Annotated in this window: 13 protein-coding genes and 1 riboswitch; of the genes, 10 read left to right on the top strand and 3 right to left on the bottom strand. The window is 60.3% G+C overall.

Annotated features, from left to right (window positions below; all coding sequences use genetic code 11):
• Nucleotides 1-4 precede the first annotated feature (4 nt).
• Genes J3R80_RS06025 through dxs form a run of 4 tightly spaced genes read left to right on the top strand, consistent with a single transcriptional unit; the run spans nt 5 to nt 3,977 of the window.
• Nucleotides 5-940, top strand: coding sequence for a histone deacetylase family protein (locus J3R80_RS06025; RefSeq protein WP_275392863.1), 936 nt, complete (start codon nt 5-7; stop codon nt 938-940).
• Nucleotides 937-1,179: an exodeoxyribonuclease VII small subunit gene (locus tag J3R80_RS06020; RefSeq protein WP_275392862.1), complete on the top strand. Its 243-nt coding sequence runs from the start codon at nt 937-939 to the stop codon at nt 1,177-1,179. Before J3R80_RS06025 ends, J3R80_RS06020 begins: the two co-directional genes overlap by 4 nt.
• A complete protein-coding gene (locus J3R80_RS06015; RefSeq protein ID WP_275392861.1) occupies nt 1,180-2,034 on the top strand; it encodes a farnesyl diphosphate synthase in 855 nt (284 codons plus the stop codon).
• 14 nt (nt 2,035-2,048) lie between these two features.
• Complete coding sequence (gene dxs, locus J3R80_RS06010; RefSeq protein ID WP_275392860.1) at nt 2,049-3,977, top strand: 1-deoxy-D-xylulose-5-phosphate synthase; 1,929 nt, start codon at nt 2,049-2,051, stop codon at nt 3,975-3,977.
• On the opposite strand, the gene J3R80_RS06005 is transcribed toward dxs, so the two are convergent.
• Entirely contained in the window at nt 3,974-4,807 is an 834-nt protein-coding gene (locus J3R80_RS06005; RefSeq protein WP_275392859.1) for an SDR family oxidoreductase, read from the bottom strand. The genes dxs and J3R80_RS06005 overlap by 4 nt on opposite strands.
• 95 nt (nt 4,808-4,902) lie before the next feature.
• On the opposite strand from J3R80_RS06005, the gene ade reads away from it, so the two are divergent.
• The 6 genes from ade to J3R80_RS05975 all read left to right on the top strand — a co-directional run bounded on the left by ade (nt 4,903) and on the right by J3R80_RS05975 (nt 10,771).
• Nucleotides 4,903-6,708, top strand: coding sequence for an adenine deaminase (gene ade, locus J3R80_RS06000; protein WP_275392858.1), 1,806 nt, complete (start codon nt 4,903-4,905; stop codon nt 6,706-6,708).
• A complete protein-coding gene (locus tag J3R80_RS05995) occupies nt 6,708-8,192 on the top strand; it encodes an AMP nucleosidase (protein WP_275392857.1) in 1,485 nt (494 codons plus the stop codon). Before ade ends, J3R80_RS05995 begins: the two co-directional genes overlap by 1 nt.
• A gap of 139 nt (nt 8,193-8,331) precedes the next feature.
• On the top strand, nt 8,332-8,619 hold the full coding sequence (locus J3R80_RS05990) for an HU family DNA-binding protein (RefSeq protein ID WP_091427903.1): 288 nt from the start codon (nt 8,332-8,334) through the stop codon (nt 8,617-8,619).
• Nucleotides 8,620-8,703: 84 nt separating this feature from the next.
• Nucleotides 8,704-9,579, top strand: a complete 876-nt coding sequence (locus J3R80_RS05985; protein ID WP_275392856.1) for a DMT family transporter — start codon at nt 8,704-8,706, stop codon at nt 9,577-9,579.
• A gap of 57 nt (nt 9,580-9,636) precedes the next feature.
• Nucleotides 9,637-10,350 carry a cytochrome c biogenesis CcdA family protein gene (locus J3R80_RS05980; protein WP_275392855.1) on the top strand — a complete coding sequence of 238 codons (714 nt, stop codon included), beginning with the start codon at nt 9,637-9,639 and terminating at the stop codon, nt 10,348-10,350.
• A 13-nt stretch (nt 10,351-10,363) separates the two neighbouring features.
• Nucleotides 10,364-10,771, top strand: coding sequence for a thioredoxin family protein (locus tag J3R80_RS05975; RefSeq protein ID WP_275392854.1), 408 nt, complete (start codon nt 10,364-10,366; stop codon nt 10,769-10,771).
• 66 nt (nt 10,772-10,837) lie between these two features.
• On the opposite strand, the gene aroC is transcribed toward J3R80_RS05975, so the two are convergent.
• Together aroC and J3R80_RS05965 are read right to left on the bottom strand one after the other, a co-directional pair.
• Nucleotides 10,838-11,947: a chorismate synthase gene (aroC, locus tag J3R80_RS05970; protein WP_275392853.1), complete on the bottom strand. Its 1,110-nt coding sequence runs from the start codon at nt 11,945-11,947 to the stop codon at nt 10,838-10,840.
• Between the two features lie 63 nt (nt 11,948-12,010).
• Nucleotides 12,011-12,967: a DMT family transporter gene (locus J3R80_RS05965; RefSeq protein WP_275392852.1), complete on the bottom strand. Its 957-nt coding sequence runs from the start codon at nt 12,965-12,967 to the stop codon at nt 12,011-12,013.
• Nucleotides 12,968-13,064: 97 nt separating this feature from the next.
• A riboswitch (TPP riboswitch) is annotated at nt 13,065-13,170 on the top strand.
• Nucleotides 13,171-13,206 lie beyond the last annotated feature (36 nt).

Here is a 13,206-nt window from a genome sequence, read left to right as displayed (position 1 = left end):
CGCCATGACAACTCTGCTGTACACGCACCCGGTTTGCCGCGAACACGTGACGCCACCGGGTCATCCCGAACAGGTGGCACGGCTGGACGCAATCGAAACCGCTCTGTCCGCGTCTGACTTCGCCGTGCTGGATCGGCGAACCGCACCCATGGGCACGTTGGACCATGTGCGCCTTGGGCATTCGCGACGGTATTTTGAAAAGCTTGATGACGCTGCGCCGGTCGAAGGCTGGGCGCAACTGGATGGTGACACGTTTATGTCCCCCGGATCACTGGAGGCTGCGTTTCGGGCGATAGGGGCGAATGTGGCTGCAATAGACACTGTTTTGGCAGGCGAGGCACAGAATGCCTTTGTCGCCTGCCGCCCGCCGGGTCACCATGCGGAAAAGGCGACACCGATGGGCTTCTGCCTGTTTTCAACCGTCGCCATCGCCACGCGATATGCGGCGGAACATCACGGGCTTGACCGGATCGCGGTGTTGGATTTCGACGTGCACCATGGCAATGGCACGCAGGATGTTCTGTGGCATGAAAGCCGGGTGCGGTTCGTATCTTCGCATCAGATGCCGCTTTACCCCGGCTCGGGCGGGCTGCACCAGAAAGGCGCGTTCGGCCAGATCATCAATATCCCCTTGGAAGAGGCGACAGGTGGCGAGGTCATGCAAGAAGCGTGGGAAGAAGTGTTTTCCGCTGTGTTAGAGCCTTATGAGCCGCAATTGGTGCTGGTCTCGGCCGGGTTTGATGCCCATCGCCGCGACCCTTTGGCGGGGCTTCAATGGGAAACCGAGGACTTCGCGTGGCTGGCGCATCGGATCTGTGATCTGGCAGATAAATGCTGCGAAGGCCGGGTGGTATCGTCGCTGGAAGGCGGCTATGATCTTCAGGCCCTTGGCGACAGTGTCGGGGCTTATGTCAAAGTGATGATGGAGCGAGGCGCATGAGCGACAAACCCGTAGGCGAAATGAGTTTCGAAGAGGCCATGCGCGCGCTGGAAACCGTGGTCGGTCAGTTGGAGCGCGGGGATGTCGCGCTTGAAGATTCGATCAAGCTTTATGAACGCGGGGCCGAGTTGAAGGCGCGGTGCGAAAAGAAGCTGAAGGAAGCCGAAGAAAAGGTGGCGGCGATCACGCTTGATCCCAACGGAAACCCTGCGGGAACGACGCCGGTCGAAGGGCTGTAAATGTTTCAAACACGGCTGATCGAGACAAGCGGGTTGGCGCGGGCTTGCCTGCATGGTGCTATTCGACCTGAAGGCGCGCTGGCAGAAGCGATGCGGTATGCGACGGCGGGCGGCAAGGGATTGCGTGGGTTTCTGGTGATGGAAAGCGCGCGATTGCATGGTGTCGATGACGCGGTCTCTGTCTGGCCCGCTGCGGCGATCGAGGCGGTTCACGCCTATTCGCTGGTGCATGACGACCTGCCCTGCATGGATGACGACGACCTACGCCGTGGCCTGCCCACCGTCCACCGGAAATGGGACGAGGCGACGGCGGTTTTGGTCGGGGATGCGCTTCAAACTTTGGCGTTTGAGCTGCTGACGCACGATGGCGTGGGCAATGCGCGGGTGGCGCTGATTGCCTCGCTTGCGCAGGCTTCCGGGCAGATGGGGATGGTCCATGGTCAGGCGCTGGACATCGCCGCAGAAACAGCGACCACGCCCTTGGGTCTGGATGAAATCATTACGCTGCAAGCCGGGAAGACCGGGGCATTGATCCGTTGGTCGGCTGAGGCGGGGGCGCTTCTGGCAGGCGCCGATCCCAAGCCGATGCGCGACTATGCCACCGCGTTGGGTCTGGCCTTCCAGATCGCTGATGACATTCTGGATGTGGAAGGGGATGCGGCGGCGGTTGGCAAGGCCGTTGGCAAGGATGCGGACGCTGGCAAGGCGACTTTTGTATCCCTGCTGGGCCTGCAGGCGGCAAAAACCCGCGCAGCCGAGCTGGTGGAGCAGGCCTGTGACGCTTTGGCCCCCCATGGTAAGGATGCCGAAACCTTGCGGGACGCCGCCCGTTTCGTTATCCAGCGCGACAGATAGGCAGCGGGGCGCATATGGCCGATAAACCCGAGACACCCATTCTTGATCGCGTGACGGTTCCGGCCGACATGAAATCCCTGACCGACCGCGAGCTTTACGCGCTGGCGAAAGAGGTGCGGGCCGAAACCATTTCGGCGGTATCGGAAACCGGCGGGCATCTCGGGGCCGGGTTGGGGGTCGTTGAACTGACCGTGGCTCTGCACGCTGTTTTTGACACGCCGCGCGACCGGATCATCTGGGATGTGGGCCACCAATGCTATCCGCACAAGATCCTGACCGGGCGCCGCGACCGCATTCGCACCCTTCGGGCCGAAGGTGGGCTGTCAGGCTTCACCAAGCGGTCGGAAAGCCCTTTTGACCCATTTGGGGCTGGTCACAGCTCGACCTCGATTTCCGCCGCGCTGGGCTTTGCGGTGGCGCGCGATCTGGGGGGTGCGCCCGAACACGGGATCGGCGACGCCGTTGCGGTGATTGGCGACGGGGCCATGTCGGCTGGTATGGCGTTTGAAGCCATGAACAACGCAGGTCATCTGGATCGCCGCCTGTTCGTGATCCTGAACGACAATGAAATGTCGATTGCGCCCCCTGTTGGCGCAATGTCCAGCTATCTGAGCCGCCTGTATGCAGGCGAGCCGTTTCAGGAATTGAAAGCTGCCGCCAAGGGCGCGGTCAGCCTGCTGCCCGAGCCGTTTCAGGAAGGGGCGCGCCGGGCGAAAGAGATGGTCAAATCCATGACTGTCGGCGGCACCTTGTTCGAGGAATTGGGCTTTTCCTATGTCGGTCCGATTGATGGGCATGACATGGAAAGCCTGCTGTCGATCCTGCGCACGGTGCATGACCGGGCCACCGGGCCGATGCTGATCCATGTGATCACCAAGAAGGGCAAAGGCTATGCCCCTGCGGAAGCGGCGCGCGATCGGGGCCATGCCACCGCCAAGTTTGACGTGGCCAGCGGCAAGCAGCACAAGGCGCCATCGAACGCGCCCAGCTATACCTCGGTCTTTGGCAAGGGTCTGGTCGATCTGGCCGGGAAGGATGACAAGGTTTGCGCGGTGACGGCGGCGATGCCGGATGGCACCGGGCTGAACTTGATGTCTGAACGCTATCCGTCGCGGTGCTTTGACGTGGGGATCGCCGAACAGCATGGCGTGACCTTCTCGGCAGCACTGGCGGCTGGCGGGATGAAGCCGTTTTGCGCGATGTATTCGACCTTCTTGCAACGTGGCTATGATCAGGTGGTGCATGATGTGGCGGTGCAGCGTTTGCCTGTCCGCTTCGCGATTGACCGTGCCGGTTTGGTTGGGGCGGATGGGGCCACCCATGCGGGTGCCTTCGATATCGGTTACATGTCTAACCTGCCCGGAATGGTCGTTATGGCCGCCGCGGACGAGGCCGAATTAATGCACATGGTCGCGACCGCACATTCCATCAACGATGGCCCCTGCGCCTTCCGCTATCCACGCGGTGAAGGGGTCGGGGTCGAACTGCCCGAGCAAGGCCGGGTGCTTGAGATCGGCAAGGGGCGGATGATCCGCGACGGGTCGCGCGTGGCGATCCTGTCCTTCGGAACGCGATTGTCCGAGGTCGAGAAAGCCGCTGAGGCGCTGGCCGCCCGTGGGATCACCCCGACGATTGCAGATGCCCGGTTTGCCAAGCCGCTGGATTGCGAATTGATCCTGAAGCTGGCCGCCGATCACGAGGCGTTGATCACCATCGAAGAAGGCGCGATTGGTGGCTTTGGCAGCCATGTCGCGCAGCTTCTGGCGGATGAAGGTGTGTTCGATACGGGTCTGAAATTCCGGTCAATGGTGCTGCCCGATACGTTCATCGACCATGCGTCCCCCGCGCGGATGTATGAAGAAGCTGGCCTGTCAGCCAAGGACATCGAAGCCAAGGTGCTGGATGTCTTGGGCGTGGCACAAATCGGTGAAAAGCGGGCCTAACCCTCGGTTTTCAGCAGCGCCGCCAATCCATCCTGATAGGTGGGATAGAGCAGCTTCACGCCCAGTTCGTCCTTGATCCGGTCGTTTCTTACCCTCTTGCTTTCGGCATAGAAGCTGCGCGCCATCGGGGTCATCTCGGCGGTCTCAAAATTCTCGGCCGGGGGGTGCGGCAAGCCCAGAAGATCGGCGGCATGGGCCAGCACGTCCTCTGGTGGTGCAGCGTTGTCGTCGCAGACATTGTAAATGCGACCGGGGTTTGGATTTGCGATGGACGCGGCAAGCACCTGTGCGATGTCATCGACGTGGATACGCGAAAACACCTGGTTTCGCTTGATGATCCGGCGCGCGGTGCCGCGCCGCACCTTGGCAAACGGTCCGCGACCGGGGCCGTAGATGCCTGCCAGTCGAAAGATGTGCAGCGGCAACTCCACCTCGGCGGCAAGCTCTTGCCACGCCGCCTCGGCCTCGACCCGTTGCTGGCCGCGTTTGGTTGACGGCGTTAGGGGTGTATCTTCATCCACCCAACCGCCATCATGGTCGCCATAGACCCCGGTTGTGGACAGGTAGCCGACCCACTCAAGTTGCGGGGCGATGCGAGCGATTTCGTCTCTAACCTGCCGCAAAACGGGGTCTCCGTCTGCATCTGGGCCGGCTGAAATCAGCAGATGCGTTGCCTGTGACAGGGGTTCGGAAATATCCGCGCCCGGCCATTGGATCACATCCGGCCCCGCCTCACGCGAGGTGCCGATGATGGTGAGCTCATCCCCCAGCAGACGCGCCAGAGCGCGGGCTGTGTACCCAAAACCGAAAACGAAAAGTGTCTTGTCCATGCGCGCAGTATCGCCGTCGTGGCGCAATTGAAAAGCGCAAATATCGAAGCGTTTTTGGGGGTTGCGCTAACATCGAAATTTAGAACAATGGGTCAATGGAAAACCCAAGTTTCAAATCATGGTCTACATCTGCGCCCCGTCTTGTCGCGGTGGCAGCAGGACGCGAACCTGCCGATCTGGTGATCCGGGGCGGTCGCGTGGTGAATGTTCATACACGCGAGGTGCTGGACGGCTGGCAGGTAGCCATTGCCGATGGACGTTTCGCCTATGTCGGCCCGGATGCGAGCCATTGTATCGGTGATCGGACCGAAGTGATCGACGCCGAAGGCCAATACCTGATCCCCGGTCTGTGTGACGCGCATATGCATATTGAAAGCGGGATGCTGACGCCGGCCGAGTTCGCGCGCGCCGTGATCCCGCATGGCACCACCACCATGTTTACCGATCCGCATGAGATTGCGAATGTGATGGGGCTTGAGGGTGTGAAATTGATGCATGACGAGGCGCTGATGCAGTCCGTCAATATTTTCACGCAAATGCCCTCCTGCGCGCCGTCTGCGCCAGGGTTAGAGACCACTGGCTATGAGATCACCCCCGAGGACGTGGCCGAGGCGATGGAATGGCCGGGCATCATCGGGCTGGGCGAGATGATGAATTTCCCGGGTGTGGTGAATGGTGACGCCAAGATGTTGGCCGAGATTGCGGCGACGCAAAAGGCGGGCAAGACCGTGGGCGGGCATTACGCAAGCCCAGACCTTGGCCCTGATTTTCATGCCTATGCGGCTGGCGGCCCGGCTGACGATCACGAAGGCACGTGCGAGGCAGACGCGATTGCCCGTGTGCGGCAGGGGATGCGGTCGATGATGCGGCTGGGATCGGCGTGGTATGACGTTGAAACCCAGATCACGGCGGTCACGGAAAAGGGTCTGGACCCGCGCAACTTTATCCTCTGTACCGATGACTGCCATTCAGGCACTTTGGTCAATGACGGCCATATGAACCGGGTGGTGCGCCACGCGATCTCGTGCGGGTGCGATCCGCTTATCGCGCTTCAAATGGCAACGATCAACACGGCCACGCATTTCGGGTTAGAGCGTGAATTAGGCTCTATTTCGCCCGGACGGCGGGCAGATGTGATCCTGACCGACAATCTGACGACCCTGCCGATCAGCCGGGTGATTGCGCGCGGTGTGACGGTGGCCGAAGGTGGAGAGGTCACGGTCGAGTGTCCACATCTCGACTGGCCCGAATGCGCTCGCAAGACCGTGCATCTGGGCCGCGTGCTGGACGCTGTCGATTTCGAGATCGCCGCGCCCGAGGGGGCAAATTCCGTCCGCGCCAAGGTGATCGGCGTGGTTGAAAACCAGGCCCCGACCAAGGCGCTGACCCGCGACCTTGGTGTGGTCGACGGTTTGGTGGAAACGGACGAGGCGCAGGATGTCTGCCAGATCGCGCTTGTCGAGCGCCATCGGGCCACAGGCGAAGTTGTGAACGGGCTTGTGTCGGGCTTTGGCTACAAGGGGCGGATGGCCATCGCCTCGACCGTGGCGCATGACAGCCACCACATGATCGTTGTCGGCACCAGCCGTGAAGATATGGCACTGGCCGCAAATCGTCTGGGCGAGGTTGGTGGCGGCATTACCGTTTTCAAAGACGGCGAGGAACTGGCGTTGGTTGAACTTCCCGTGGCAGGTCTGATGTCGGACGCCCCTGCGCGCCAGGTGGCCGCGAAGGCGGATGCGATGGTGGCAGCGATGGAGCGGTGCGGCTGTTCGTTGAACAATGCCTATATGCAGCATTCCCTTTTGGCGCTTGTCGTCATTCCCGAGTTACGTATTTCTGATCTGGGACTTGTGGACGTCACCAGATTTGAGCTGACCAATCTGATTGAGGATCATTGATGCTGTCGAACGGAAACTCTCTGCCCGTGATCACGCCGCCGCATGGCGCACATGAAACGTTTACGGATGCCAAGGCTGCCGTTCAGCGGTTGAAAGAGCTGTATGCAGAAGCCAGCGCCTTTCTGTGTGAGACCTTCGAACAATCCGTGTCCGGCGATCAGCCCGATACCCGCTATCGTGCCTTCTATCCGCAAATCAGCCTGACGACGACCACTCACGCGCAAATTGACACGCGCCTGAGTTTCGGGCACGTGCCGGCACCGGGCACTTACAGCACAACAATCACGCGCCCTGATCTGTTCGAGCACTACCTGACACAGCAGGTGTCTTTGCTGCTGGAGCATCACGGCGTACCTGTTCAGGTGGGATGGTCCAACACCCCCATGCCTGTGCACTTCGCCGTGGCCAATGATCCGAACATAACGGTGCCTCAGGAAGGCGCGATGGGGTTTCCCTTGCGCGATGTTTTTGATGTGCCGGACCTGTCCAGTACCAATGATGACATCGTTAATGGTGTTGCCCAGATGAGCGACGACGGGGCCTCTCCGCTGGCTCCTTTCACGGCGCAACGGGTGGATTACTCGTTGGCTCGGTTGTCCCATTACACCGCCACCAAGCCCGAGGATTTTCAGAACCACGTTCTGTTCACCAACTACCAGTTCTATGTCGAGGAATTTGAAGCCTATGCCCGGCAGATGCTGGCTGATCCCGAAACGGGCTACACGTCTTTCGTCGGTCCCGGTTATCAGAGCATCACGGCACCGGATCAAAAGCTGCCAGCGCCCGAAAAACTGCCTCAGATGCCGTCATATCACCTGAAACGGGCCGATGGGTCAGGCATTACCTTGGTGAATATCGGTGTTGGCCCGTCCAACGCGAAAACCGCGACCGACCATATTGCCGTGCTACGCCCCCACGCGTGGCTGATGGTTGGTCATTGCGCCGGTCTGCGCAACAGCCAGCGGCTGGGTGATTTCGTTCTGGCCCATGCCTATCTGCGCGAGGATAAGGTTCTGGACGATGATCTTCCGATCTGGGTGCCGATCCCCCCGCTGGCGGAAATCCAGATCGCGCTGGAAAAAGCCGTGGCCAAAGTCACTGAACTTGAGGGGTATGACCTGAAGCAGATCATGCGGACCGGCACGGTGGCGTCCCTGGACAACCGCAATTGGGAATTGCGCGATCAATCGGGGCCGGTGCAGCGTCTCAGCCAGTCACGCGCCATTGCTCTGGACATGGAAAGCGCCACCATCGCCGCCAACGGATTTCGCTTTCGCGTCCCCTATGGCACGCTTCTTTGCGTCTCGGACAAACCGCTCCATGGCGAGCTGAAACTGCCCGGAATGGCATCGGATTTCTACAAGTCACAGGTGGCGCGTCACCTGCTGATTGGCATCCAGGCGATGGAGACTTTGCGCGAAATGCCGATCGAGCGAATCCACAGTCGGAAGCTCAGAAGTTTCGAAGAGACGGCTTTCCTTTAGGGAAAGAAGCGCGAAAACAGGTAAAAAACCGCTATTTATTGGGGAAATCTGCACAACAAATCGTTGTGTCCCCCCGCTACATACAGTTAAATGCGCCCAATGAAGCCCAATCAATGGGCAAATGTGAGGAGTGTAATACATGTCGAAACCTATGACGAAGACCCAACTGGTCGCTGCCTTGGCCGAAGAAATGGGCTCGGACAAGAAATCGGCGTCGAGCGCGCTGGACGGTATCATCAACATCATCACCAAGGAAGTTTCCGGTGGTGGCGCCGTGACTCTGCCGGGCGTTGGCAAGATTTACTGCCGTGAACGTCCTGCCCGCATGGTGCGCAACCCCGCCACCGGCGAACAGATCCACAAGGATGCTGACAAGGTTGTAAAGATGACCATCGCGAAGGCCCTGAAAGACAGCGTGAACGGCTGATCTTCTGCCTGTCGGGGCTTGTCCCCGGATGGAATTTCGGAAAGGGTCGCCCACGTGGCGGCCCTTTTCTTTTGCGGAGGTAGCATGGATCTGCGCGCGATCTTTATGGGGCTGGCTTTTGCCCTGATGTGGAGCTCGGCTTTCACGTCGGCCCGAATAATCGTTGCCGATGCGCCGCCGCTTTATTCACTGGCCCTGCGGTTTCTGATTTCGGGACTGCTTGCGGTGATCATTGCCCGCGCGCTGGGTCAAAGCTGGTCGCTGACGCGCAACCAATGGCGGGCGGTTGTTGTCTTTGGCGTTTGTCAGAACGCGCTCTATCTGGGCCTGAATTTCGTGGCCATGCAATGGATCGAAGCCGGTCTTGCGTCCATCATCGCCTCCACCATGCCGCTGATGGTGGCTTTTGCGGGATGGATCCTGATGGGTGATCGAATGCGTCCCTTGGCGATGATCGGCCTGTTGGCCGGGATTGTCGGCGTCGCCCTGATCATGGGATCGCGCCTGTCAGGTGGTGTCGATGTGTTGGGTGTTGTGCTTTGCTTCATTGCGGCTGCCGCCCTGACAGCGGCGACACTGGCGGTGCGCACAGCGTCGTCCGGCGGCAATCTTATGATGATCGTCGGATTGCAGATGTTCGTGGGATCCGCCGTTCTTGCCATCGCTGCCCTGTTTCTGGAAAATCCAGCCTTTGAACCCAGCCTGCGCCTTGGTCTTGCGTTCAGCTATACCGTTCTTGTGCCGGGTGTTCTTGCCACGTGGGTCTGGTTCACGCTGGTCGGGCGGATTGGCGCCGTCAAGGCGGCAACATTCCACTTTCTCAATCCCTTCTTTGGCGTCGCCATTGCGTGGCTCCTGCTGGGCGAGGCGCTGACGGTCATTGATTTCATAGGCGTCGGGATCATTGCTTTCGGCATACTTGCGGTGCAGCTTTCGAAACAAAATCCCACACAGACGTGAAGCGGCGCGGGGCTATCGTGAGATGACACGGCGCTTCGTTTCCTTACGCTAAGCGCCATGGAACTGTTGTTTGGATATCTTGCGGGATTGCTGACCCTGATCAATCCCTGCGTTTTGCCCGTGTTGCCCATCGTGCTGGCGACCGCGCTTCAGTCCAGCCGGTTCGGTCCTCTGGCCCTTGCAGCCGGGATGAGCGCCTCCTTTGTCACGCTTGGTCTGATCATCACCGTTGCGGGCTACGCCATTGGGCTGACCGAAGACATGGTCGCGCAAGCCGGGGCGGTGTTGATGATCGGTTTTGGCCTGATCCTGATGACACCAGCGCTGTCCGAACGCTTTGCCACGGCCACCGCTGGCGTGTCGTCCCATGCGGATGCCAATCTTGACGATGTTGACCGGGCCAGCCTCGGGGGCCAGTTTTTGGGTGGCGCCCTGTTGGGCGCAGTCTGGAGCCCATGTATCGGCCCAACGCTGGGCGGAGCGATATCGTTGGCGTCCCAGGGCAAAAGCATCCCTTGGGCTGCAGCTATCATGTTGGCCTTTGCGCTGGGCGTCTCGACCATCATTCTGGCGCTTGGATACGGGGCGCGGGCGACCATCCTGCGCAGGCAGGCCCTGATGCGGCGCATCGCTCAGAAATCGCGCCCGATCATGGGGGCAGTCTTCCTGCTGGTCGGTATGGCCATCCTTTTCAGATTACACCACATCGCCGAGGCCTGGGCGGTTCAGAACCTGCCTGCCTGGCTCAATGACTTCTCAGTTTCCCTTTGAAAGGAGAACCCAAATGAAACGACGCGACTTCCTGACCCTGACAGCCGCAGCCTCGCTTGCTCCGTGGGCTGCTCAGGCCGCGGCGGACTATTCGCCCGGACTGGTCACCAAAGCGCTGAACGACGGCGCCACCGTGTTTCTGGACTTCAAGGCCAGCTGGTGCAGCACATGTGCGGCCCAGGAACGGGTCATCAACGCCCTGAAAGCCGAAAATCCCAACTATGAGAAAGCCATCACCTTCATTGATGTTGACTGGGATCAGCACGGCAAATCGGCGTTGGCAAAGTCACTGCGTATTCCACGCCGATCCACCCTTGTGGTTTTGAAAGGCGATAAAGAACTCGGTCGGATCGTCGCCGGAACATCGACGAAGGACATCAAGGCGCTGATGGATACTGCATTGGTCGCGGCCACCGCCTAGGGCTTCTTCTGGCCGGAAATATCCCCGCCGGAGGCATTGAATCCGCCGGGCTCTGCCCGGCTTCCCCTACCCGATCTTGCCGCGCGGACCATCGCCCATCTGGGCCCGGTGCAGCATCACGTGGTCAAGGACCACGCAGGCCGCCATGGCTTCCCCAACCGGCACCGCACGTATGCCAACGCAGGGGTCGTGGCGGCCCTTGGTGACGACTTCAATCGGTTCGCCCGATTTGGTGATCGACTGGCGCGGTGTCAGGATCGAACTCGTGGGCTTCACGGCGAAGCGAACCACGATGTCCTGACCGCTGGAAATGCCACCCAGAATGCCACCCGCGTGGTTGGAGGTGAACACCGGCTGCCCGTCATTCCCCATGAAGATCTCGTCGGCATTCTCGGTGCCTTTCAGGCCGGCCGCTGCCATACCCTCACCGATCTCGACGCCTTTCACGGCGTTGATTGACATCATCGCGGCCGCAAGGTCGGTGTCTAACTTGGCATAGATCGGTGCGCCCAGCCCGGCAGGTGCCCCGCGCACAACAACCTCGATCGCGGCGCCGACGCTGTCATGTTCCTTGGTCCGCAACCGGTGCAGATAATCTTCCCAGTCCTTGACCGCGGTGTTGTCAGGCAGCCAGAACGGGTTTTGATCAATGGCATCCCAGTCAAACCTGTCACGGTCCAGGTGCAGGGCACCCATCTGGGTCATATAGCCCTTGATCGCAAGCCCCGGCACCAGTGCCTTCAACGCTTCACGGGCAATCCCTCCGGCGGCAACACGCGCCGCGGTTTCGCGGGCCGAGGATCGCCCGCCGCCACGCGGATCGCGGATGCCGTATTTCTGCCAGTAGGTGATGTCGGCATGGCCGGGGCGAAAAGTCTTTTCGATCTCGCCATAGTCTTTCGACCGCTGATCGGTGTTTTCGATCATCAACTGGATCGGCGTGCCGGTGGTCTTGCCTTCATAGACACCTGACAGAATACGCACCTGATCGGGTTCGTTGCGCTGGGTGGTGTGTTTGTTCTGGCCGGGGCGGCGCTTGTCCAGCCAGACCTGAATCATCTCGGCCTCAAGCGGGATATTCGGCGGGCAGCCGTCCACCGTCGCCCCCAATGCTGGACCGTGGCTTTCACCCCAGGTGGTGACGCGGAAGATGTGACCAAAGCTGTTCATCGACATGGGGATGCTCCTTCGTTGTCAGGGTGATAGCGAAGCCCCGTGCGAAAGGGAAGCGTGACGGCGTCAGCTTGTCGGTCTGCGGTGTTTCGGTTTGGGGCTTGGCCCCGCGTCATAACGCGGATTGGGGTTGCGCAGGATTGGGTTGCGCATCGAGACCGACGGGCGGCTTTCGCGCCAGACGATAAAGATGCCCGACGCAATGATGACCGAGGCGCCGACGCCCACCCAGCTATCCGGCCATTCGTTGAAGAACAGGACGCCGAACAGGGTGGCCCAAAGGATCTGGCTGTATTGGCTTGGGGCGATCACCGCGGCTGGTGCGATCCGATAGGCGGCGATGATCATGAACTGCGCCAGCACCGACAGAACGCCGACACCGGCGAAAAGGCCAAGCTCTGCCACGTCCATGGGGTGATAGACAAAGGGCAGCGCCAGCGCCATGACCAGGATTGACGATAACATCGGGTATAGGATCATCACCGCTGTCCGCTCTTCTCCGCCGATCTTTCGTATGATGATCGACCCCAGGCTGGAACAGAACGCGGCGATCAGGGCGCAGATATGCCCGAACGATATCTGGGTGACACCGGGCCGCAGGACAATCAGAACGCCGATCAACCCGACCACGACAGCCGCCCAGCGTTGCACCCGCACGGTTTCCCCCAGCAACATGGCAGACATCGCCGTGATCAGCAGGGGGGTTGCAAACAGCAGGGCATAGACCTCGGCCAGCGGCAGCACGGTGAACGCATAGAATGCCGCCGACATCGCGATGACGGTCGTCACCGATCTGAGCAGGATAAGCCACGGGTGGTGTGGACGGAAGTTGTCGACCTGCCGGTCTGCCAGCATCAGGACCGACATCGGCACGAAGGCAAACAGCATCGCGAAAAAGATGATCTGGAACACCGAGAAACTGACGCCAAGCGCCTTGATGATCGCATCATGGGTGGCAAAGACGGCGAAGGCGGCAAAAGCAAAGCCCAGCCCTTTTACAGGGTTGTGAGTGGCGTCCGACATGTTCGGCTCCGATATGGCGGGTGTTAGCGTTCACATTGCCGATCGCTGCCTCAAGGTCAAGGGGGGCTTGCCAAGTTGTGCCAAACCCGTCAGGAATGGCCACACCTCGGGGGGCCGGAATGAACCGGCTGAGATGCAATCCATGCGGACCCGTTGAACCTGAACCGGCTAGAACCGGCGGAGGGAAGGTAATTTGGATGCCCCAAATGCCACTCCGTCCGGCGCATTTGGAGGATGCC

The sequence above is a fragment of the Aliiroseovarius sp. Z3 genome, assembly GCF_029105185.1.
In the GTDB taxonomy this organism is placed as follows: domain Bacteria; phylum Pseudomonadota; class Alphaproteobacteria; order Rhodobacterales; family Rhodobacteraceae; genus Aliiroseovarius.
The sequence above is the reverse complement of the archived record's forward strand: the minus strand, read 5'-3'. Positions and strand labels throughout refer to the sequence as shown.